Origin of the sequence: Streptomyces cyaneofuscatus (genome assembly GCF_042718795.1) — a bacterium.
GTDB lineage: Bacteria > Actinomycetota > Actinomycetes > Streptomycetales > Streptomycetaceae > Streptomyces > Streptomyces cyaneofuscatus_A.
On the sequence record NZ_JBHXOX010000003.1, the window covers coordinates 155697 to 178000 of the forward strand.

Annotated in this window: 18 protein-coding genes and 1 pseudogene; 6 read left to right on the plus strand and 13 right to left on the minus strand. The window is 71.3% G+C overall.

Annotation, left to right across the window (positions count from 1 at the left end):
* Positions 1 to 139: 139 nt before the first annotated feature.
* Together ACFWRT_RS03860 and ACFWRT_RS03865 are read right to left on the minus strand one after the other, a co-directional pair.
* Complete coding sequence (locus ACFWRT_RS03860) at positions 140 to 358, minus strand: MbtH family protein (protein WP_380951051.1); 219 nt, start codon at positions 356 to 358, stop codon at positions 140 to 142.
* Positions 359 to 929: 571 nt separating this feature from the next.
* Positions 930 to 2285, minus strand: coding sequence for a hypothetical protein (locus ACFWRT_RS03865; protein ID WP_380951050.1), 1356 nt, complete (start codon positions 2283 to 2285; stop codon positions 930 to 932).
* A 157-nt stretch (positions 2286 to 2442) separates the two neighbouring features.
* Between ACFWRT_RS03865 and ACFWRT_RS03870 the strand changes: the two genes are divergently transcribed.
* Positions 2443 to 4206: a BCCT family transporter gene (locus ACFWRT_RS03870; RefSeq protein WP_380951049.1), complete on the plus strand. Its 1764-nt coding sequence runs from the start codon at positions 2443 to 2445 to the stop codon at positions 4204 to 4206.
* A 459-nt stretch (positions 4207 to 4665) separates the two neighbouring features.
* Here ACFWRT_RS03870 and ACFWRT_RS03875 read toward each other — a convergent pair.
* Together ACFWRT_RS03875 and ACFWRT_RS03880 are read right to left on the minus strand one after the other, a co-directional pair.
* Positions 4666 to 4920 (minus strand): annotated as a pseudogene (locus ACFWRT_RS03875) (outer membrane protein assembly factor BamB family protein); the annotation flags it as partial.
* A gap of 180 nt (positions 4921 to 5100) precedes the next feature.
* The gene (locus tag ACFWRT_RS03880) at positions 5101 to 5397 is read right to left on the minus strand and encodes a hypothetical protein (RefSeq protein ID WP_380951048.1); all 297 of its coding nucleotides are present in this window, start codon (positions 5395 to 5397) and stop codon (positions 5101 to 5103) included.
* A 201-nt stretch (positions 5398 to 5598) separates the two neighbouring features.
* Between ACFWRT_RS03880 and ACFWRT_RS03885 the strand changes: the two genes are divergently transcribed.
* Positions 5599 to 7386: an FG-GAP-like repeat-containing protein gene (locus tag ACFWRT_RS03885; protein WP_380951137.1), complete on the plus strand. Its 1788-nt coding sequence runs from the start codon at positions 5599 to 5601 to the stop codon at positions 7384 to 7386.
* A gap of 113 nt (positions 7387 to 7499) precedes the next feature.
* On the opposite strand, the gene ACFWRT_RS03890 is transcribed toward ACFWRT_RS03885, so the two are convergent.
* Positions 7500 to 8390, minus strand: a complete 891-nt coding sequence (locus ACFWRT_RS03890; RefSeq protein WP_380951047.1) for a S1 family peptidase — start codon at positions 8388 to 8390, stop codon at positions 7500 to 7502.
* Positions 8391 to 9083: 693 nt separating this feature from the next.
* On the opposite strand from ACFWRT_RS03890, the gene ACFWRT_RS03895 reads away from it, so the two are divergent.
* Complete coding sequence (locus tag ACFWRT_RS03895) at positions 9084 to 9815, plus strand: VOC family protein (protein ID WP_380951046.1); 732 nt, start codon at positions 9084 to 9086, stop codon at positions 9813 to 9815.
* A 65-nt stretch (positions 9816 to 9880) separates the two neighbouring features.
* Complete coding sequence (locus ACFWRT_RS03900) at positions 9881 to 10534, plus strand: TetR family transcriptional regulator (protein ID WP_380951045.1); 654 nt, start codon at positions 9881 to 9883, stop codon at positions 10532 to 10534.
* Positions 10535 to 10548: 14 nt separating this feature from the next.
* On the opposite strand, the gene ACFWRT_RS03905 is transcribed toward ACFWRT_RS03900, so the two are convergent.
* The gene (locus ACFWRT_RS03905) at positions 10549 to 11574 is read right to left on the minus strand and encodes an SMP-30/gluconolactonase/LRE family protein (RefSeq protein WP_380951044.1); all 1026 of its coding nucleotides are present in this window, start codon (positions 11572 to 11574) and stop codon (positions 10549 to 10551) included.
* 183 nt (positions 11575 to 11757) lie between these two features.
* Between ACFWRT_RS03905 and ACFWRT_RS03910 the strand changes: the two genes are divergently transcribed.
* Positions 11758 to 13593, plus strand: coding sequence for a flavin-containing monooxygenase (locus tag ACFWRT_RS03910; protein WP_380951043.1), 1836 nt, complete (start codon positions 11758 to 11760; stop codon positions 13591 to 13593).
* A 63-nt stretch (positions 13594 to 13656) separates the two neighbouring features.
* Here ACFWRT_RS03910 and ACFWRT_RS03915 read toward each other — a convergent pair whose 3' ends face one another.
* The 6 genes from ACFWRT_RS03915 to ACFWRT_RS03940 all read right to left on the minus strand — a co-directional run bounded on the left by ACFWRT_RS03915 (position 13657) and on the right by ACFWRT_RS03940 (position 19780).
* Positions 13657 to 14364, minus strand: a complete 708-nt coding sequence (locus ACFWRT_RS03915; protein ID WP_380951042.1) for a DUF5701 family protein — start codon at positions 14362 to 14364, stop codon at positions 13657 to 13659.
* Between the two features lie 140 nt (positions 14365 to 14504).
* On the minus strand, positions 14505 to 15395 hold the full coding sequence (locus ACFWRT_RS03920) for an LLM class F420-dependent oxidoreductase (protein ID WP_380951040.1): 891 nt from the start codon (positions 15393 to 15395) through the stop codon (positions 14505 to 14507).
* A 7-nt stretch (positions 15396 to 15402) separates the two neighbouring features.
* Complete coding sequence (locus ACFWRT_RS03925; protein WP_380951039.1) at positions 15403 to 15549, minus strand: hypothetical protein; 147 nt, start codon at positions 15547 to 15549, stop codon at positions 15403 to 15405.
* A gap of 37 nt (positions 15550 to 15586) precedes the next feature.
* Positions 15587 to 17707: a glycoside hydrolase family 6 protein gene (locus tag ACFWRT_RS03930; RefSeq protein WP_380951038.1), complete on the minus strand. Its 2121-nt coding sequence runs from the start codon at positions 17705 to 17707 to the stop codon at positions 15587 to 15589.
* Positions 17708 to 18011: 304 nt separating this feature from the next.
* Positions 18012 to 19472 (minus strand): WGR domain-containing protein, encoded by a 1461-nt coding sequence (locus ACFWRT_RS03935; protein ID WP_380951037.1) that lies wholly within the window; start codon positions 19470 to 19472, stop codon positions 18012 to 18014.
* Between the two features lie 152 nt (positions 19473 to 19624).
* Positions 19625 to 19780, minus strand: a complete 156-nt coding sequence (locus ACFWRT_RS03940; protein WP_015613097.1) for a DUF6131 family protein — start codon at positions 19778 to 19780, stop codon at positions 19625 to 19627.
* 197 nt (positions 19781 to 19977) lie between these two features.
* On the opposite strand from ACFWRT_RS03940, the gene ACFWRT_RS03945 reads away from it, so the two are divergent.
* Complete coding sequence (locus ACFWRT_RS03945; RefSeq protein WP_380951035.1) at positions 19978 to 20421, plus strand: SRPBCC family protein; 444 nt, start codon at positions 19978 to 19980, stop codon at positions 20419 to 20421.
* A 197-nt stretch (positions 20422 to 20618) separates the two neighbouring features.
* On the opposite strand, the gene ACFWRT_RS03950 is transcribed toward ACFWRT_RS03945, so the two are convergent.
* Entirely contained in the window at positions 20619 to 22271 is a 1653-nt protein-coding gene (locus ACFWRT_RS03950; RefSeq protein ID WP_380951034.1) for an FAD-dependent oxidoreductase, read from the minus strand.
* Positions 22272 to 22304 lie beyond the last annotated feature (33 nt).

A 22304-nucleotide genomic window follows, 5' to 3' on the forward strand; every position in this document is an offset into this window, starting at 1 on the left:
AAAGTTCATTGCCTGTCATAATTTGACTACCGCGCGATCACGTTTGATCGATTTTGATCGAAACGAAGTCCCATGACATGACAGGAAAGGCTCGGGGCGCCGTCGAACCTGAGCGGAGCTGCGACGGCGGGGAACCGGCCTAGCCGGCGTCAGCCTCCATCGCCCGCACCAGGCTGGCGGGACGCATGTCGTGCCAGGCCGCTTCGATCACGTCAAGACATTCCTGGCGCGACCCCTCCGGGCAGGCAACACGCCAGCCGCCCGGGATATCAATACCCGCAGGCCACAGCGAGTACTGCCCCTCGTCGTTCACCAGCGCCACGAACCGCTCCGACTCGTCGTCGAAAGGATTAGCCATGACTCCCCCACTCTCTTCGCAGTACCTTCACAGCGTACTCGCCGAACGCTTCCAGACATGCCGATTCAGCATTTTCCGTCTGCGAAGCAGAAATCCAGCCACTCGGCACGATACCGATCACGCGAGGTGGCGACAGATGTACCGGCAAGTAACAAAAACTTCCGGAGCGGAGTAGCCAGTATCCCCATGAGGCCACTCGCGCCAGACGGTCACACTAGAGGACCAGCGTCTACCCAGAGACAAACGAAGCTCACACGATCGAGGGAGTTTATTTAAATGACACACATCACATGCTTAAGGCATATGCCGTATGCACTCTTCCAGAGATATTCAGCCGCTCCAGTGACTCCGTGTGCAAATGTGGCCGGTTTCAGCCGCATGGATGCGACGCAGCGCCAGAGGCATATTCGCCTGACACCTCCTGACAGCTAGGCACGCATAACCATGCCGCGCTTCTGCGCCGCCCGAATGCACCCCCACGGGGGCTTGCTCGGCCCGGTGCCCAGGACGTGCTGAACCCGACCGTCTCCCTCTCGTCCATCAAAGCCGCATGTCGTATGACGAAGCTGCTTCAATCCCGGGGGGAGGAACGGTCGGCGACAGCCGGGCGGCGATCGGCCGCGGCACGGTTCGCCGCGGGGTCCCGCTCCCGCCGGCCCTTCAGAGGTGAGCTCTGCGCCCCCTCTCCCCCCGTCGACGGCGTCGGCTCCCGGTCCAGCAGCAGCGGAACGGCCAGGACCGGGAGGAGCCAGACGAACACGATGAGGCGATGGCCGAGAAGCTGGTCCAGGTTCGGGTGGCCCGCCTGGTTGAGGATGCCTGCGGACGCCGCCGCCAGGGCGACCGGCAGGACCGCCGAACGCCGCCTCAGCAGCGCCCAGGCCGAGAGCGCGAGCAGGACGGGGAGCACGGGATAGGTGGCCTGGCGGCGGAGCCACGCCGTCCAGAAGACCCGTTCCTGGACGAGGAACTCCGGCCAGGGGTTGGGCAGATCGGGACGCCGGTAGTGGTCGGTCAGCAGATCCTGGGCGCTGTCCTGACCCGTGGGCCAGGACAGGAGGTGCGCGCCCGCGTAGACGGCCACGGCCAGGGCCCCGCACAGGACGGCCGCCCGTCCCGTACGCGCCGACGGCCGCCGGTATCGGCGCAGCCACGCCCACCGGAGGGCGAACCCGGCCGCGAGCGCGACCGCCAGAAGCAGCGCCTGCGAGTAGCGCACCGGGAACATCAGGGCCAGGCCGCCCACGACGAGCGCCACTCCGGTACGGGGACGGTCCAGGGAGAGCAGCGTGCACCCGAGGACGACCGCCGTGCCCAGAGCCAGCGAGAGCCCGTCGCTCAGCGGGTTCATGGCGACCGTCCCGGTGGGCAGCGCGAGGTACAGCGCCTGACCCGCCAGGCCGGCGCGCCGGGAGGCGCCCGCGCGACGCAGGGTGAGCAGGACGCAGACGCTTCCGGCCAGCGCGACGACCAGGCCCGCGAGCCAGAGACCCCACATCGCGCCGAAGAGGGTGACGAAGGGGACCAGGAAGAGCGGATACCCCGGGCGGGCCTCGAAGATGGCCATGAAGCGGTGGTTCGCGAAGGGCGCGATCATCCCCGAGGTGTTGCCGTTGCGGGACCAGTGGGCGACCGACTCGTTCAGTCGGCGCACGCACTGCTCCTCCGACTCCCCGGCGGTCTTCCTGCTGGTCCAGGGGATGGAGTCCAGGGGACCGTGCTGCTGGCTGGCGCAGGAGTAGGCGATGGCCCGGCGGCCCGCTTCGGCCCGGCTCTCGCCGCTGAGGGACAGGGCGTAGGAGAGGTAGTTCTTCGTGTCGGGCGAGGCCCGCCCGGTGACGGCTGTCAGCTGGAGCCCGGCGAAGGCCACGGCGATCAGCAGCATCCCGATGAGGCCGAGGTGCTTGGTACTGCGGATGCTTCGCATCGGAGGGACGCTCCCCAGAGGTACGGCGGTTACCTCACCAACGAGAGCGCCGCCTCGGGGTGGCGTTCCCCGCCGGACCAGGAGTCGCACCACGAAGACCGGCCGACAAGCGTGGGATATCGCCGATATCTCTCACACACGACCATAGTGGGGCACTATGAGTACGGAGAACGCTCACGTGCCCCCCGACCGATCCCCCTCCGGCGGCGCCGGTCCCGATGCGGCTCCCGGGACGGACTCCTCGCCGGACCGCGTGGTGGTGACGATCGGAGCGCTGGGCGTCATCGGGGTCGTCCTATGGGCGGCCTTCGGCAAGGACACCTTCGAGAACGCCTCGGACGCCGCTCTTCCCTGGGTGCTCGACAACTTCGCGTGGCTCTTCGTCATCGCCGCCGATGTCTTCCTGGTCCTCTGCCTGGTCATCGCCTTGAGCCGCTACGGCCGGATCCGCCTCAGCAAGGACGACTCCCCGCCCGAGTTCTCGGACTTCTCGTGGATCGCCATGATGTTCAGCGCGGGCATGGGCATCGGGCTGATCTTCTACGGTGTCGGGGAACCCGTCGCGCACTATCTGAGCCCGCCGCCCTCCAGCGGGGCCGAGCCCCAGACGGCGGGCGCCGCGAGCGCGGCCATGGAGTACTCCTTCTTCCACTGGACCCTCACCCCGTGGGCGATCTACGGGATCGTCGGCCTGGCGCTGGGGTACGCGAGCTTCCGCAAGGGCCGGGGCAACCGATTGAGCGCCGTATTCGTGCCCCTCATCGGCGCACGCAGGGCGAACGGCCTCCTCGGCAGGGTCCTGGACCTGCTCGCCGTCTTCGCCACCGTCTTCGGCACCGCGACGAGCCTGGGACTCGGCGCTCTGCAGATCGCCATCGGGCTCGATCTGACGGCGGGTCTCGACCAGAGCACCGGTGCCCAGTTGGTGATCATCGGTGTGCTCAGCGCGGCCTTCGTGGTCTCCGCCTTCACCGGGCTGCACGGCGGCGTGAAATGGCTCAGCTCGATCAATCTCGTCGTCGCCGCGGCTCTCATGGTCTTCGTCTTCGTAGCGGGTCCGACCGTCTACCTCCTGGACGTGCTGCCGTCCTCGGTCGGCGGCTACCTGGACCAGCTCCTCCCCATGGCCTCGCGCACCGGCGCCTTCGGCGACCAGAGCTGGCTGGGCGCCTGGACGATCTTCTACTGGGCCTGGTGGCTGTCCTGGGCCCCCTTCGTGGGTACGTTCATCGCGCGCATCTCCAAGGGCCGTACGATCCGCGAGTTCCTCCTCGCCGTGCTCCTCGTACCGAGCGGCGCGACCGCTCTGTGGTTCGTGGTGCTCGGCGGAACCGGTATCCGCCTCGCCGAGACCGGCGTCGTCGACATGGCCGAGAAGGCGGAGGAAGGGACGGAGGCGACGCTCTTCGCGATGCTCGACGCCCTGCCGCTCAGCACGGTGACGGCATGGGTCGCGATGATCCTGATCATGATGTATTTCGTCACCAGCGCGGACTCCGCCTCCCTGGTCATGGGTTCGCTGACCAGCAGGGGCGCTCTGCACCCGCGGCGCTGGCTCGTCGTCACCTGGGGTCTCCTCATGGCGTCGGTCGCGGCGGCGCTACTGGTGGCGGGTGGGCTGGAGTCCCTGCAGAGCGCGACGATCCTGGTGGCCCTGCCATTCGTCGTGGTGATGCTCTTCCTCTGCTGGTCCCTGCTGCGGGAGCTGCGCACGGATCCCGGGGCCGGCCCGGGGCACGCCGGGGGCCTCCACGGGATGCGCGACGCGGTGCGCGTGATGGTCGGCGAGGAGCTGGGCAACCAGCCGGCGGCCCGCCACCGCCATCTGCGCCGCGCGGCCGCGGCCCGCACGACGAACACCGACGACGACCGGGGCGGGGAGACCGAGGACGAGGACGGGCGCGCCGGGCGGGAGAGTTGACGCCCGGCACGACGCGAGGCCGAGGGCGCCGGCCGGGGTGACGGTACCCGGCGGCGCCCTCTGGGTGCCCGGGGCGGCGCCCTCTCGGTACCCGGCCGGACGTTTCCTGCCTTGCCGAGGTGCGCGACGTACACGCGCCCGGGGCCGAAGACCGGAGTCGCGTCCGCAGGCCGTCTCCGCACGACCTTGCCGCTCTTCTGGTCGTAGGCGGTGACCGTCACGTCGGCACTGGCGTCGCTGCGCGTCCAGGCCGCTCCGGCGCCCAGCGCGACAGGAAGTCCGTACGCGCCCCAGACGCCCGGTACATGGAAGCTGTGCAGCTCTGCACCGGTCGTCAGATCGAGGTGGTGCCGGCCGAGGCCGTCGAAACCGATCCACACACCCGAGGCGTCGACCACGGTCGGGGCCACGGACTTCGCGGAGACCGGGGCCTCCCGCACCCGGGCCTCCGGTGTCGGCCCGCAGCGCCAGGGCCGTGCCCCGGCCGTTCCGCAGGTGGACCAGGCCGTCGTACCAGAAGCGCGGGTACTGCGGGGAAGCGGAGGAGAGCGTCAGGGACCACTTCTGGCGGCCGGTGGCCGGGTCCCAGGCGGCGACGGTGCCGCGGGACGTCTGCGTGTGGAGCAGCCCACCCGTGACGGGGCTGTCCGCCCGGCCGCCTGCGCGAGAGGCGCGTTGCGGGACTTCAAGGGGGCTCCTCCTGGTCAAAGTCACCCGGACCCGAATGACAACGCCCGCCTACCCGCACGAATCTACACATACCTGCCGGGGACGCGCCGACACCGGCGAGGCCTCAGCCTCGATGGCGGCCCGCTCGCCCAGTCGCCCCGGCAGAAGTTGCCCGGAACCGATCTGTCCCGGATGCCGTGTGGCTTGCGCCGTTTCGACGAAGCGTCACGTCGTGGGGTGGCGGCGGGCTCGTAGCAGGCGGAGACCCTTCCCGGCGTGCACACCGGCCATCAGCACGAAACCGGTGACCATCAGCCAGAACCAGGATCCCGCCACCGTGAGACCCAGCAGCAGACCGCCCATCAGCATCAGGCCCGCGACCATGTCCAGCAGATCCAGACGCGCCCCGGAACGCTCCCCGGGGCCGGACCGGCGCCAGCGACGGACAGAAGGGACCAGGCCCAGGGCCTGCACGCCGAACAGAGCCAGAGCGACCCAGATCAACCAACCAGGTATGTCCACAGCGTGCACTGTAGCCCCCGCCCCCCACCACCTGGCGCAACAGGCGGCCGGACCGCGTGAGCCCCTTACCGCGCGTCGGCGTCGACCTCTCTTCTTCCGATCTGGCCCGACCTGACCTGCGTCTCTGCGCGCTTGAGATGATCTGCGGGCGTCCGGGTCGCGTCGGACCCGGACCTCAGGGGAGGAACAACGTTGAAGAGAGTGACAACGGCCGCGCTGGTACTGGCCGTCGCCGGCGGCTCGCTGCTCGGCGTGCCGGTACAGGCGGCGCCTGCGGTCGAGCCGACGGCGGCAGCCCAGACGGCGCGGACGGCCCGGACGACTCCGCCGTACCCGGGTGAGACGCGGGTCATCACCTGGAACATCTGCGGAGAGGCCGGCAGCGCCCGCGGCAGCGAGGGCTACTGCGCCTTCCGCAACGAGCCCGACCGCAAGGCGGAGCAAGTCGCCCAACTGGTCACCGAGCACCAGGCGAATGTGGTGATGCTCCAGGAGGTCTGCGGCTACGACGAGGCCATACCCGAGGCCGAGCGGCGTGCCAACTGGCGCAAGAGCCACATGGCGCTCCTCAAGGAACGTCTCGGCGCCGGATGGTCCTTCGCGCACGCCCCCGGCAACCGGGAATCGGACCTGGACAGCCGCTGCCGCGGTGAAGCGCTCGGTGGCGACCTGGGCGTCCTGCTCGCGGTCAAGGGCACGTACGACGGCCCCGTCGAGCGGGTCGAGACGGTGCCGGCCGACCTGTCCTCGCGCAAGCTGCCGATGGTGTGCGCCCGAGTCACCGGCCTGACCGACAAGTTCTGCAGCGTGCACCTGATCCCCGGTGAGTCGACGATCGCCAAGCGCCAGTCCGAGACCGTCGCCGCTCACCTTGAAGACGACATCCCGGCCGGTGTCGTGGTCGGCGGCGACTTCAACCGCAACGCCGGGTCCGCCGATCTGGCCCCGGTCACCTCGAAGCTGGACCGCTGCCTCAACGGCGACCACACCTACCAGTACTGGGCGTCCACCGCGGCCGCGCCCAGCCGCCACTGGCTGGACCACCTGTACACCACCCCGCGCGCCGACGGCCCCCGCTTCGTCGCCTGCACCGTCGACCAGTCCCGTATGGACCGGACCCGGAACACCGGCACCGAGGCGACCGACCCGCCGAACGGCTACTCCGACCACGCCCCGGTCATCGCCTACCTCCGCGACGCGCCCGTCCCCGGCGACATGACCGGTGACGGCAAGCCGGACCTCCTGGCCGTCGACGACCTGGGCAAGCTGCGCCTCTACCACGGCAAGGGGAGCGGGAGCGTGCCCGGAGTCCACGACATCATCGGTACCGGCGGCTGGGGGAACGCCTCCACGACGCACCGCGGCGACTGGACCGGAGACGGCGCGGAGGACGTCGTCGCCCGCGTGGGCGGCGAGCTGCGCGTCTACGCCAACCGCGGGGACGGCTCACTCGCCGCCCCCGTCACGGTCGCCGGGGGCCTGCCCACGGACGCGAAGGTCGTCAGTCCCGGGGATGTCACCCGGGACGGCCACCCCGACACGGTTCTCTCCTACGACGACAAACTCTGGCTCTACGCGGGCGTGCGCGGCGCCGTCCCGGCCGTGGCCGCCCCCGTCCTCATCGGCAACGGCGGCTGGGACGTGATGACCCTCACGGCCCCCGGTGACGCCGACCGGGACGGCCGCCCCGACCTGCTGGCCCGCAACACGGCCACCGGTGACCTGTGGCTCTACCGGGGCCGCGACGGCGGAAGCTTCGACGACCGCACCCTCTACGGCCACGGGTACGGCCTCGTCAACCGTCCCTTGATCGCAGGGGCGGCCGACGCCGACGGCAACGGCGTCGCCGACATGTGGACCACGACGAACGACGGCACCGGCACCCTGATGTTCTACGCCGGCGCAACCGGTGCGGCGGGCCACCCGGTGGACGGCGAGCGTACGACGGTCGGTGCGAGCGGCTGGAACACCATCCGGTCCGTCAGCTGACCCCGCCACGCGCCACCTGCACGGCGACCATGGAACGAGCACTGTCCCCGCCGGTGAAACGGGCGGGGACAGTGCTCAGGGCCGATGACGAAAAGCCCTGGGTGGTACGGGAATCAGATGATGCTCACACCGTAGGCGCCGAGCGCCTCGGTGACGGGCTGGTAGAACGTGGTGCCGCCGGAGGAGCAGTTGCCGCTGCCGCCGGAGGTGAGGCCGAGCGCGGTGCTCCCGGAGAAGAGCGCGCCGCCGCTGTCGCCGGGCTCGGCGCAGACGTTGGTCTGGATCAGGCCGGAGACGATGCCGTCGGCACCGTAGTTGACGGTGGCGTTGAGGCCGGTGACCGATCCGCCGTGCAGGCCGGTGGTGCTGCCGCTGCGCTGGACGGACTGGCCGACCGAGGGGTCGCCTGCGCCGTCGATCTCCTGGTAGCCGCCGTTGTAGAGGTAGACACGGCCGTCGGCCGCGCCGGGGTCGGAGTGCTGGATGATGCCGTAGTCGTTGCCGGGGAAGCTGGATCCGGTGGTGGTGCCGATGGACCACGAGCTGCCGATGTTGGTGCAGTGACCGGCGGTCAGGGCGAACTTGGTGCCCGCGCCGTCCTGCACGTTGAAGCCCAGGGAACACCGGGCTCCGCCGGTGGTGATGGCCTCGCCGCCCGCGATGAGCTTGGAGAACGTACCGGGAGTGCGCTTGACCACGAGCGCGTCGGCATTCGTGCCGGCCTCGTTCTCGATCGTGGCGATCTCGGCCTTGCTGACGGTGCTGTCGACGGTGACGACGACCTTGCCCGACTCGGCATCGACGTACCAGGCGGTGCCGCCGATGTCGGCGGTGCGCACGGAGTCGGCCGTCCGGTTGAGCTCGGTGGCGCTGAACGTCTTCGGGGCCGGCTGGGCGGACGCGGTGGCAGCGGGGACGGCGAGCGCCGCGACGGCGGCGAGGCCGGTTGCTCCGGCGATGATTCGTGCTCGTCTCGAGAGGCTGTGGGGGTGAGAGAGTCGCACTGTAGTCCTCCAGATCGTGGGGGGAACTCGGGGCGTTGGGTGGACGCCCATGGCGCGCAGCCAGGAACACGATCAATCCGACGTGTCCCTGACAACGTTGTTCCATGCTGGGCAGACCGGCACACCCACACAAGCCCCCCGGGACAGGGCTGGCCGAAAATGAGCCGCCCCGGCGAGATCCAGACGCCATCAAATCGGTGGATAGATGCCCATGAGAGGGAGTGGATGACCGAAAACGAGCGATGAGGACACGGGGTGAACTCCCGGCGCTGAATCTTCGTCGCTCCTCCACCCGTCCCACTCACGGGCCGGGTCAGGGGTGAGGGTGGAGGGTGGGGGTCGGCTGAAGGATGCGAGCCTCCGCCGGCTCCGTCGTGGTGGTCGTGGCCGTCGGCCGACTCGGTTCGGGCCTCACGGCTCCCGGGGTCCGGCGCCGGATGCGGGGAGGCGGCCGCTACGGCCTCCTCGATGTCCCGGCGCCGGCGGGAGGGACTCGACGGCCGGCGCCGTGGCGGCGCCGCTCGTGGCCGCGTCCGCCCCGCCCTTCCTCCTCCTGAGCCGGCTGCCGCCGCAGGCTGCTTCCGCCCGATCCGCGACGGAAACTCGGATGCGGGTGCGCCTGGGCCCCTCTAGGCTGCGCGTCGCGTGGCGAGCGGCCGGAGCGGCCGTCGGCGGATCGGAGATGCACGGGGTATGACCAGTCAACTGTTCGCGATCTGTTTCCGGGCGGCCCGGCCGTCGGACCTCGCCCGCTTCTGGTCCGGGGTCCTGGGCTGGGAGGTGTCCGGAGGTCCCGACGAGGACGCCGCCGCGCTCCTGCCCCCTGACGGCTCCGGGTTCCGGATCCGGTTCCTGCCCGGACAGGAGCCGAAGACCGGCCAGAACCGGGCGCACTTCGATCTGACGAGCGCCTCCCCGGAGGACCAGCGGCGGACGGTCGCCAGGGCCCTGGAGCACGGTGGGCGCCACATCGACGTGGGCCAGCGGCCGGAGGAGGGACATATGGTGCTCGCCGATCCGGACGGCAACGAGTTCTGCGTCATCGAGCCGGGCAACAGGTTCCTCGCCGACACCGGCTTCATCGGGGCGCTGGCCTGCGACGGTACGCAGGAGGTCGGGTACTTCTGGAGCGAGGCGCTGCGCTGGCCCCTGGTCTGGGACCAGGAAGAGGAGACCGCGATCCAGTCGCCGGACGGCGGCACAAAGATCACCTGGGGTGGTCCGCCGGTGGCGCCGAAGACGGGCACGAACAGGCTCTCCTTCGAGCTGGCGCTGCCCGTCGGCGCCGACTGCCAAGAGGAAGTGGACCGCCTCGTCTCGCTCGGCGCCACTCACCCAGGGGTGGGAGAGGGCGACGACGAGGGGGGCCGTGTGCTGATGTACGACCCTGACGGCAACGAGTTCTTCGTGCAGAGGCCCCGGTAGCGGCCGGCACCCGTTCGTCCGCAGGCCCCCGTAGCGGCCGGGGGCCCGCCCGTTACGCTTCCGACGTGACGCAGCAACCCACGGCGGAGGAGCGACGGCCCGCGAACGACGGGCCCAAGGCCGCCGCTCGCAATCGGGCGGCCCTGATCGCCGCCGCCCGCGAGGTCTACGCGGAGCACGGCCTGGACGCCCCGCTCTCCGGGATCGCCCGCCGGGCCGGGGTCGGGCAGGGCGTGCTGTACCGGCACTTCCCCGACCGGGCCGCCGTGGCGAACGCCGTACTGGAGGAGAACGTACGGGAGGTCGAGCAGGCGGCCGCAGCCGCAGGCGCGACCCTGACCGGTGTGCTCGGTGTACTGACCTGGCATCTGACGGAGTCGGCGGCTTTCATCGGCCTTCTGCACGCCGACCGGACCGGCGGCGGGACCGGCGGCGGGACCGGCGGCGGGACCGGCAGCCGGATCAGCGGCCGTGCCGACGACCGGGCCGGCGGTGTCCACGCGCACGCCTCGGCCCTGTCCGAGCGGGTCGCGCGCAGCCTGCGGCAACATCTGACGGCCGGTCACCGGCTGGGCGGGTCCGACGACCTGATGCTCGCGGTCGCCATGGTCTCGGGCGCCGTGACCGGCCCCACGCGCGAGGAGCGGGAGCGCCGGGCGCTGGCGGCGTGGCGGCTGCTCGGCGTCGAGGTGGGACCGGTGCGGCCCTCGGCCGGGTGACCGCCGGCGCGCCGTCAGCCGCCGTTGGACTGGCGGGTGCCCTTCCCCAGGGCGTCGAAGGTGTAGAGGTATCCCCCGCCGGGGCCGCTGACGGTCATGTACGCCTTGGTTCCGCCGGGGGTGATCGCCACGTTCGTCGCCGATTCGAGCCCTTCGGCACGGGCGGGAACCTCGACCGTCGCCAGGCGCTCGCCGTGCCGGTCGTACACGACGATCGCGGGCCGGCCGTGGAGGCCCTGGTAGAGGTTGCCGTCCGCGTCCACGGCGATCGAGTCGGTCTGGGCGATCCCCCCGTCCACGCGGATCGCGGTGTGCCGGGACGCCACCTCGCCACCTTCGCCGAGGCGGAGGTAGGAGATCCGGTTCTCCGTCAGCTCGCTGATCCACAGACCGCGGTAGGCCTCGTCGAACGAGATGCCGTTCGTCGCGGCCAGGCCGTCGGCCAGGACGGTCGCCGTCCCGCCGTCGCGGTCGACGCGCACGACGCGCCCGTGCGCGGCGCCCTCGGACAGGCCCCGGGAGTCGCTGACGTACAGGTGGCCCTTCTCGTCGAAGGCGATGTCGTCGGGGTTCATCCGGGCTCCGTCGACCTCGCCGGCGAAGAAGGTCCGCGGATCGCCGCCGTCCGGCGCGAGGCTCACGATCTCGCCGTGGGCGTAGTCGGTGAGGTAGAGCCTCCCGTCGTACGGGCTGAACTGGGCCGAGGTGTAGGCCCCCCGGCCGTCGGTGTGGACGGCCCGCACCGTCGCGCGCCGCACGTCGACCCGCATGACCTTGGGCTTGCCCGGGGGCGCGGTGACGTCGACGACGAACAGTCCGCCGTCCGGATGGAAGGCCGGGCCCTCCAGCAGGGTCATGCCGGTCTCCTCGTGCGTCCGGGTCAGCTGCATGACCTTCTGGGCCCGAATGGTCCCGGTGACGGCGCCGGGCGCCGCCAGGCCGCCGGGTGCACCTGATTCCGTACCGCATCCGGCGATGGCGACGGCCAGCAGCCCGGCCGTGGCGAGGGCGGCGAGGGGGCGGGGCGGGAGTCGACGCATGGAGGATCACTCTTCCTGTCCGCTGTGTGCGGGTGCCGCCGGCCGGGCAGCTCACTTGCACGCGCTGTGGCCGGATGCCGTGCCGAACCCGCGTTCCAACCGGACACCTCTGTCCGGTTGTTGTTACCGTAGCCGATGGCCGCCCGTCCCGGGGCGGTGCGACCGGCAGGAGCGAGGTCTCAGATGACGGATCGTCACGTACCGGATCACGGCATACCGGATCCCGCGGAGCTGGAGGCGCTCCGGCAGCGCTACCGCCTCGAACGTGAGCGGCGCGTACGCCCCGACGGCGCCCGCCAGTACCGCTCCACCGAAGCCGAGTTCGGGTACTACGCCGCCGATCCGTACACCGAGCCGGCCGAGCGTGAGCCGGTGCGCGACACGGTCGACGTCGCCGTGGTCGGCGGCGGGTTCGGCGGCATCCTGGCGGGGGCACGGTTACGGCAGCGGGGCGTGGAGCGCATCCGGATCGTCGAGCAGGGCGGTGACTTCGGGGGCACCTGGTACTGGAACCGCTACCCGGGCGTCCACTGCGACATCGAGTCACACGTCTACCTGCCGATGCTCGACGAGACCGGCCATGTTCCGGAGTGGAAATACTCCCCCGGCGAGGACATACGCCGCCACGCGGTGCGGATCGCGCGGAAGTTCGCCCTCGGCCCGGACGCCCTCTTCTCCACCGCGGTCACCTCCCTGGCCTGGGACGAGGCGGCGGAGGCGTGGATCGTGACCACCGATCGCGGCGACGCGTTCCGGGCCACGTACGTCGTCACCGCCACCGGCACCCTCTCCGAGCCGAAGCTCCCCGGGATACCCGGGATCGAGGACTTCGCGGGCCATACGTTCCACACCTCGCGGTGGGACTACGCCTACACCGGGGGCACCCCGGAGGGCGGCATGACCGGTCTCGCGGGGAAGCGCGTGGGCGTCGTCGGCACCGGCGCCACCGGCATCCAGGTCATCCCGATGCTGGCCGAGGACGCCGGGCACGTCCATGTCTTCCAGCGCACCCCCTCCACCGTGGACGTACGCGCCAACCGCCGCACCACGGCCCGGGACGTCGGCGCGGACCGCGAGGGCTGGGCGCGCGAACGCCGCGACAACTACCTGCGGATCGTCTCCGGCGAACCGGAGGAGCGGGATCTCGTGGCGGACGGCTGGACCCGCTCGGCGGTCCTCCTGGAAAAGCTCCTGCCGAGCTTCCGCCGCGGAGGCGACCGGAAGGCCTTCGAGGCCGCGTACGAGGTGGCCGACGCCGCCAAGATGAACGAGCTGCGCGCCCGGGTCGAGCGGTCCGTCACCGACCCCGGCACGGCGGAGCGGCTCAAACCCTGGTACCGGTACGCCTGCAAGCGCCCCGCCTTCTCGGACGCGTACTACCAGGCGTTCAACCGCTCCGACGTCACCCTGGTCGACACCGCGGACACCCACGGCATCGAACGCGTCACCGCGCACGGCGTCGTGGTCGGCGACACCACGTACGAACTCGACTGCCTGATCTTCGCCACGGGCTTCTCCGTCGGCACCTCCGGGATCCTCTCCGGGAAGCTGCCCGTCCACGGCCGGAGCGGGCAGCAACTGCTGCACCGGTGGGGGCGGGAGGGCCCGCGTACGCTCCACGGCTTCACCACCAGCGGATTCCCGAACCTGATCCAGATGGGCACCCTCCAGAACGCCAGCAGCGTCAACTTCACCCACATCCTGGACGAGCAGGCGGTCCACGCCGCCGCCCTGATCGCGGCCGCCGAGGCCGGGGGTGCCGTCATCGAACCGTCCCGCGAGGACGAGGACGCGTGGATCGCCGCGCTCGCCGAGGACGCCCCCGACCACGAGTGGTTCCATGCCGAGTGCACGCCCGGCTACTACAACCGGGAGGGACGCGGGCGGCCGAACGGTCCCTTCACCTACCCGCACGGCGCGGTCGCCTTCCACGAACTGCTGGGCCGGTGGCGCGAGGAGTCCATGGAAGCGATCCTTCGGCCGAGAGCGGCCCGTGGGCGTCAGCCCACCGCTGACTGACGGCTCGTACGGGTGCACGGGAGCGCTCGACGGCCGGGGCGGCGCTCCCGCATCGAGCCCTCCTCAGAGCCGGCGGCCGGTCGCGGAGGCGAAGCCCAGCCAGGTGTGCCGGTTGCCCGCCCAGCACCAGCCCACCTTCGGGGCGTTCCGCCGCTCGCCGCCGTCCCGTCCGGTGCCGTTGCTGATCCAGATCGCCGGGGTGCGGGCGTCCAGGGCACCGTTGGTCTTCCGGAGCCGCGAACCGATGGTCATGAAGCAGTGGTTGCGCTCCAGGGCGGCGGGTTGCTGGAGCACCCAGTGGATGCCCTCGGTCAGCACCAGCGGCGTGCGCCCCTGTTCACCGAGGGCGGGCAGGGCCTCGTTCGGGCTCCAGTTGGCCATCTGATCGCCGCGGTCGATGCCGGTGAGGAGGTAGAGGGGCGCATCCGGCAGGGCAAGGTCCTCCAGCGGCGTGAAGAGATCGACATCGGGCATGTCGGTGACGACGAAGCCCGGCTTCTCCTCGCGGCGGAGCAGTGGGGCGAGCGCGGAGGCAGGGGCCCGGTCGGGGTGGACGGCGAGCAGGGTGCGCTCGCCGTCCACGCCTTCCTCGCCTTCCACCCCGTGCTCGGTGACCCGAGCGTCCCGGGCCTCCCGGGCGAAGGAGCGCAGCTCGGTCGCGGTCAGTCCGGCGAGCTCGTGCACTCCCAGCTCGATCAGCCGCTCGGCCTGCGCGGACAGGGCCGGCAGTTCCGGACGGACGGTGGAGGTGACGGGCGCGGTCTCGGGCACGATGCTCCCAGCTGTGGCGGCGTGAAGGGGACCCAGCTGGGACAAGGCCGCCGACGGAATTATTCCCGCCGCTTCTCTACAGCGCGCCTTCCCTGCAGCTCGTCTTCCCTACAGTTCGCCCTCTCTACAGTTCGCCTTCTCTACAGCTCGTCGCCGAACGCCTCGGCCAGCTCCCGCCACTGGGCCCGGGGCAGTCCGGCGCCGCCCTCGTCGGCGGTGAGCACCTGGAGCGCCACATGGTCGGCTCCCGCGTCGAGATACGCCCGGGTCCGGGACTTCACGTGCTCGGCGTCGCCCAGCGCGAAGAGGGCGTCGAGGAGGCGGACGCTGCCGCCGCCTTCGAAGTCGCTCTCCGCGAAGCCCAGCCGCAGCAGGTTGGCGGTGTAGTTGGGGAGCTGGAGGTACATCTCCAGCATGTTCCGCGCGGTGGTGCGGGCCCGGTCCGGGTCGGTGTCGAGTACGACCGTCAGCTCGGGGGCGAGCAGGGCGTCGGGGCCGAGCGCCTCGCGGGCCTCGGCCGTGTGCTCGGTGGTGACGAGATACGGGTGTGCGCCCAGCGACCGGTCGGCCGCGAGCTTCAGCATCTTCGGGCCGAGCGCCGCCAGGACCCGCTCTCCGGGCTCCACGGACGGGTTCGCCGCGTCGAGCGCGTCAAGGTAGGCGACCATCGCGCTGTACGGCTTGGCGTACTGCGGCACCATCGGGCCGTGGCTGACGCCCAGGCCGAGGACGAAGCGTCCGCGCGCGGCCTCGTCGACGGCGGCGATCCGGGCGGCCACCTCCTCGGCGGTGTGGCTCCAGATGTTCAGGATGCCGGTGGCGACCGTCACCGTATGGGTGGCGTCCACGACGGCGGCCGCGTCGTCGGGTGAGGGGCTGCCGCCGATCCAGAGGGTGCCGTACCCCAGCTCTTCGAGCTCGGCGACCGCCTCCGCGATCGCCTTCCTGCCCGCGTCGTCCGTCCGCGACCCGTGCAGGGCGCTGCTCCAGATGCCGACCCGGCCGAATGCCTGATGCGTTGAGGAAGTCATGGTGTGATCAACCGTCATCCGGGGCCGGTATTCCCGGCCGGGCGACCCGCTCACCCGTCCGGCGGGCGTCGTACGGGCGGACCAGCGGGTTGGCGGCGTCCTTCACGGCGGTCGGGTGGTCGGACGGCTCCGCGCGCGGCTGCCCCTCCCCCACCGTACGGCGGGAGAAGGGCAGTTGCTCGCGCGTCGGGTCAGGGGGCGGTGCCCCAGGTGAGGGTGGAGCCGACGTAGAGGCCGATCTTCGGGGCGTCGGCGAAGGCGGTGTTGGTGGCGCGGCTGTAGTCGTCGGCCTCCTGGAAGGACGACCAGTCGCTCTTGTTGACGCGTAGCTGGATCTCTCCGGTCGAGGCGCCCGCCGCCAGGGTGCCGCTGCCGAAGCCGGCCTCCAGGTAGTGGCTGGCGCCGGGGGCGGGCGCGCTCGCCGCTCGTACGCCGTGCCTGACGGTGCCGCAGCCCAGTGCCGCCCAGTCGCAGGAGGTGGCGAAGGTGCTCGCTCCGGCGTCAGGGGTGAACCAGTAGCGGGCCGTCACCGTGGACAGGTCCACGGCGGTCGTCCCGGTGTTGACCACCTGGAGGGACATCCGGATCTGGTTGTCGGTCGGGGAGGAGTCGGTGGCACGGTACTGGACCTTGAGTGCGCCGGTGCCGCTACCTCCGCCCGCCTCCGTGGTGACCGGCAGGACTGCGGACGCCGCCGATACGTTGCCCGCCGCATCCTTGGCCCGGACCGTGTAGCTGTAGGACGTCGACGCGCTCAGGCCGGTGTCGGTGAAGGTGGTCGAGGCGGTGGAGCCCACGACCGCGCCGCCGCGCAGGATGTCGTACCCGGTGACCGCCCGGTTGTCCGTGGAGGCGGTCCAGGCCAGGGTGACACTGCTGCTGGACTTGGCCGTCGCCCGCAGGGCCGTGGGTACGGTGGGTGCCTGGGTGTCCTGCTCGCCGCCGTTGCCGCCGTCGAGCGGCGGGTTGGCGTTGCGGAGGAGTTCCTGGAACTGGCTGGAGAACCAGTGTCCGGCGACCGGGGAGTCGGGCAGGGCGCCGGTGAGGTTGAAGCCGTTGCGGCCGTTGCCGGTGTACGTGGGGTCGCACATCCGGTCGAAGCCCTTGCCCTCGTCGTTGTCGACGGGCTTGCTGCTGCCGTCGGACTCGCCCGGCGGCTTGGCCCAGACGTAGGCGTCGATCCCGGGCTCGGGGGCGGTCGTGGGCCGCTCGCCGACGCCCGCACCGCTCTGGTTGCACCAGTTGCCCGCGTGGATACGGCGGTCGGTGCGGCTGCCGTCGACGTAGGCGTTGACGCTGGTCGTCGGGCCGGGGCCGGTGGGCCGCGAGGGGCCGCCCCAGCCGTTGCGGGCGGTGTCGATGAGCATGCCGATGCCGGAGGCGAAGCCCTGGCGGACCAGCTCGGTGCGCAGGGCCTGGGCGAACGACAGCTCGTCCACGTGGTAGTTCCAGTCGACCCAGGAGGACTGGCGCACCGTGGTCCCGTTCACGGAGTCCGTCACCTTGAAGTGGGGCTCCTTGAGGGCCGAGTAGTTGGCCGTGTTCACGATGAAGCCGTGGACGTCGGCCACCGAGGCGCCTTCGACGGTGGCGGCCTTCTTGAACTGCTGGGCCGCGGGGACGAAGTTGGAGTCCCAGCCGAGCCAGCCGTGGTGGGCCGCGTCGACGTAGTTGTAGACGTTGGGGAGGGCACCGAGGGTGTGGAGGGCGTACCCGATGCCCTTCTCGTAGTTCCCGTTCGCCTTCATCGTGGCGCACTCGGGGGTCGACCCGGCGGTGCCGCCCGCGTTGGTGACCAGGTTGGGCAGCGAGTCGGGTTCGATGAGGGTGACGATGCGCAGGCTCGCGTAGGCGGGGTCGCCGAGGATGGCGGCGATCGGGTCGATGTAGTCGCTCTTGTAGCGGCCGAGCTCGGTGGGGCCGAGTTCGCCGTTGGAGGCGAGGGCGGCGCAGTCCCGGCCGGGGAGGTTGTAGATGACGACCTGGAAGAGATCGGCGCCCTGGCTCACGGCCGTTTCGAGGTGGGCGCGCAGACCGCGCGCGCCGGGGGTGCCGCCGATCGCGGCGATGCGGTCCATCCAGACGAACGACGGCTCGTCCGCGATGACGCCGCCGCCCGGTTCGGCGGCGGCCCTGGCGGACCAGTCGGGGTTCACATAGGCGGTGGCGCCGGCGTAGGGGTTGTCGACGCGGGCGGCGGCCGACGCCTGGCCGGGTAAGGCGATCGCGAGGGACGCGCCCATGACCAGGGCGGACAGGGCGGCGACCGCTCGTCTGCGCGGTGCGTGCGGGGTGGTGCCTCTGCTTCTCATTGCGGCTCCGTGCTCCTCTCGTACGTCCGCCACGGCCTGACGTGGCGGACGGGCTCAGGGCGTACATGGTGCTCAGGAGGTGAGGCGTGCTTGGTGGTGCGGGAACGTGATGCGGGGCATGGTGCGAGGCGAACTGTGGGAGCGCTCCCAAGGTGGCGTGACCGCCGGTGCATGTCAAGCAGCCCGGCTCAATCACCTTGCGTTGAAGGCACCTTGCCCGAATGGAAGCGCTCCCATCATCGGATGGCGGGCTCGGCGAGACCGGGCGGTGGGCCGGGTCGGCCGGCCCACCGTCAACGCTCGCTCACCGCAGTCGTCGGATGTCACCCCGCACCCGGTAGAAGCCGCCGGCCGCCGCGTGCAGGGCATCCACGACGTACCGCGCGCCGGGCTCCCGTATCGCGCGAGGGAACTGGACGTTCCAGGAGGTGTCGTAGCCCCCGGAGACCACATGCACCCGGATGCGGCCGCCGGTGTCCTGGACGCACTCGACGACGACCGATCCGGCGGGGGCGTGGGTGACGGTGGTGACCGCGGCGACGGCCGTGGCGGGCGCGTAGGTCGGCAGCGCCGCCGCCAGCTTCACGTCACGGGGCGCGGGCACCGTGCCCTGCTGGGCCGCGGAGATAGCCGCCTCGCTCGCGTCCACGCAGACCAGCGAGCCGTCGGTCGTCACGAGGTAGAGCCGCCCGTCGCGGTATTGCATGGACAGCGCCGACCCGCCGCCCGTACCGAGCTTCCACAGGCGCGTGCCGTCCTGGTCGAAGCAGTACACGGAGGACGAGGCGTCGCCCGCGAAGACGAACCGGCCGCCGGGCGAGGTGGCGCACGAGTAGACCGCGCTGTCACAGGCGTACGTGGCCTCGATCGCGCCGGTCGCCTTCGCCAGCCGCTGGACGACCCGGTGCGCCGTCCCCGCGTACACCGCGTCGTCCTCCTGCCAGCCGAACAGGACACCGCCGCGGGTGGGTGTGTGCCACAACTCGCCGCCGCCGTCCGGGGCGTAGGCGGTGACGCCGCGGTGGTGGCCGTGGTAGACCGCCCGGTCGTCGGCGCGGACCATCCAGGCGTGCTCGCCCTGGCTGCGGCGCGCCCATTGGTGCTCGTCCTCGTGGTCGATGACGGTCAGCCGGCCGTCCCGGTCCGAGACGTTCAGCAGGCCCTCGTGGATGTCCAGCCAGAAGATGTCCACGTCCGCCGCGATGTCGTACGCCGCGAACGGCAGCTTGGAGGAGAGGTCGTAGACCCGGCCGTCGTCGCAGCCCGCGTAGATCCAGAAGTCGTCGGCGACCAGGCACTTCACGCCGTCGGGGAGGCTGAAGCGAGCGAGGACGCCACCGTCGTGGTCCAGGGTGTAGACATCGCCCGCCTGGTTGCCGACCCAGCACCGCTCGTCGTCGACGTGGATGCCGAACGCGGAGGAGCCGGTGCGGAAGCGCCACAGGACGGGAGCCACGGCGCGCGCGGTGGAGGGGGCCGAGGTCACCTGGCGGCGGGTCACCGCTCGGGGCGCGCGCTGCCCGGGGACGGCCGGGGCGTACCCCTTGCGGACCTTCTCCCCCACCTTCTTCGCGGCTGCGGCCTGCGCCTTCGCGACCGTGGCGAACGTCGATGTCTGGGTCTGGCCACCGGCGCCGATCCGCCCGTAGCGCACGGTCACCACGAGTCCGTCGACGGTCACCTCGTAGAACTTGTGCGCACCGGCGCCTTCCTGTGACAGCTCCAGATACGTCGTCGTCGGCACGGTGGTGGACGCGGCAGACATGGCAGACCCCTCCCCAGGGCGGACCCGCGGCCGTTCCGGCGGGTCTCACTGCTCACACCGTAGAAGAGGGCACTGACAACGCCCGTCGCCGCCGTTCCCGTAAGGGAGCGACGGCGACGGTCATGTGGGTGTGCGGGTTCCTCCCCGGCGGGCTACCAGTAGTGGCGCCTTCCGCCAACCGCGCGGCCCGTCGCGCCCAGGACCCAGAGGACCAGACCGATGGCCACGAGAATGATGCCGATGGTCCAGAGGATGGAAATGCCGGCGATCAGACCGATCACCAGCAGAATGACACCGAGGACAATCATGGAGCCCTCCAAACAATGCCGACTACCTTCGAGTATGCGCCTCATAAAGGTTTTCCGTCAGTTCCCGTCGGTTCCCGCCAGTTCTCGTCGTTCCCGTCGGTTTCCGTCGGTTTCCTTCGGTCGGCTTCGCGTGGACCTTCAGGATGCGGGTAGCAGACAGCCCAAGCCGTACCCGAGGGAAAGCAAGGTGGTCGTGCATGTCCTCCTCCATCGTCGAGACCGTCGACATCCAGGCGCCGGTCGCCGTCACCTGGGCGCTGTGGAGCGATGTCACCCAGTGGCCGAAGTTCCTGAGCCATGTGCAGCGGGTCGACCCGCTGGACGAGCGGCGTTTCGCCTGGCAGCTCTCGCTGCCCGGGGCGGACAAGGGGTTCGTCGCGGAGTTGACCGAGGTGGTGCCCGAGAACCGCATCGCCTGGAAGACGACCGAGGGCGTCCATCACGCCGGAGTGGTCACCTTCCACCGGCTCGACGACCGTTCCAGCCGGGTCGCGCTCCAGATCGAATACGACCCCCAGGGATTCGTGGAACGCCTCGGGGCGCTCACCAACCTCGATTCGGCGCTCGCCAACTACGATCTCGGGGAATTCCAGAAACTGGCCGAGCTGACAGCGTCCGGCGGAACTCCCGAAACCCGCTGACCGTCGCCGCGCACCTCGGCACGAGGCGCCGGACTCCTGTGCCTCAGCCCACGCACACTTCCAGGTGCAATCCGGCGCTCAGCGGGTACGAGACACCCTGACCCGAGTTCATGCAGGCTCCCCCTCCTGCCTGCACGAAGCGCCGAGGCCCCACCGGTTCACCTGCCGGTGGGGCCTCGGCTCTGTCCGGAGCCGGTTCAGCTTGGCGTCTTCCAGCGGCGGCGGCCCTTCGCCGCCGCGACCAGGGCGGGAACCGTGCCGAGCTTGACGCGCGGGCGGCCGTGCTCGCGGCCGCGGGCCGTCTCCACCCGGTCGATGGCGGCCAGCCCCCGGGCGTCGACGACGTCCCCGCCACGGCTGCGGACGAGGCGGCGGAACGCCGTGGACGGGCGGGCCGGGGCGGGCAGGGCGCCCGCCACCGCGTCGGCCAGCAGCGTTCCGACGGTCTCGGCCGCGCAGGTGCGGTTGGCGCCGATGCCGCCCGAGGGGCCGCGCTTGATCCAGCCGACGACGTACGTCCCGGCCATGCCGCTCACCCGGCCCCCTTCGTGCGGTACGGTCCCGGACGCCTCGTCGAAGGGCAGGCCCGGCACGGCCACACCCCGGTAGCCGACCGCCCGCAGCAGCAGGCCCGCCGGGATGTCCCGCTCGCCCGGCCCCGACGTCACGCGCACCGCCGTGACGCGGTCTTCGCCCAGCGCCTCCAGCGGGGCGGAGTGGAAGCGGAAGACGATGCGCCGGCCGGGTTCCGGCGGCCGCGACCAGTCCACCTCCCGGCGCTCCACGTCCCGCAGCAGCGCCGCCTTCCCGCGCGGGGCCGCCGCGTCGATCGCGGCGCCGGTCCTGGGGTCGTGGTCGTCGACGACCAGGCCGACGCCCGGCAGGTGCTTCAGGGCGAGCAGCTCGGAGGCGGTGCAGGCCGCGTCCTCGGGGCCGCGCCGCCCCAGCAGGATCACCTCACGGACCGTCGATCCGCGCAGCGCCGCGAGCGCGTGGTCGGCGATGTCGGTGGCAGCCAGCGCGTCCGGGTCCGCGACCAGGATGCGCGCCACGTCGAGGGCGACGTTGCCGTTGCCGACGACGACCACGCGTTCCGCGCTCAGGCGTACGGATTCCGGTGCCACCTCCGGGTGGGCGTTGTACCAGGAGACGAACGAGGTGGCCGATGCGCTGCCGGGCAGGTCCTCCCCGGGGATGCCGAGCCGGCGGTCGGTGGAGGCGCCGACCGCGTAGATCACCGCGTCGTGGTGGGCGGCGAGTTCCTGGGCCGTGACGTCCTTGCCGACCTCGACGCCCAGGTGCATCCGTACCCGGGGGTGGGAGTGGAACCGGGCGAAGGTCTCGCCGACCTTCTTCGTCGCCGGGTGGTCGGGCGCCACGCCGTAACGGACGAGGCCGCCCGCCACGGGCAGCCGGTCGACCAGGGTCACCTCGGCGTCGGTGTGCAGGAGCAGGTCCTCGGCGGCGTACATCCCGGCCGGTCCGGTGCCGACGACCGCCACCCGGATCGGGGCGAAGTCGGCGGGCAGGCTGCGCTCGAAGGTCGGCTCGCCCCAGACGTGGAAGTTCGGTCCGGCGGGGGCGGGTTCGGGCTCCCTGTCGGCGAAGTAGGCCGCGTTGATGGCGGCGTACTCCTTCTGCGCGCCGAAGAGACTGTCCACCGGGAAGATCGCGTCGACCGGACAGGCGTCGGCGCAGGCCCCGCAGTCGATGCAGGTCCGCGGGTCGACGTAGAGCATCTCCGTACTGCCGAACTCCCGCTCCTCGGGGGTCGGATGGATGCAGTTGACGGGACAGACGGCGACGCAGGTGGCGTCGGAGCAGCAGGTCTGGGTGATGGCGTAGGTCATCTCGTCGTCTCGGGTCGTGGTGAGGGAGCGGAT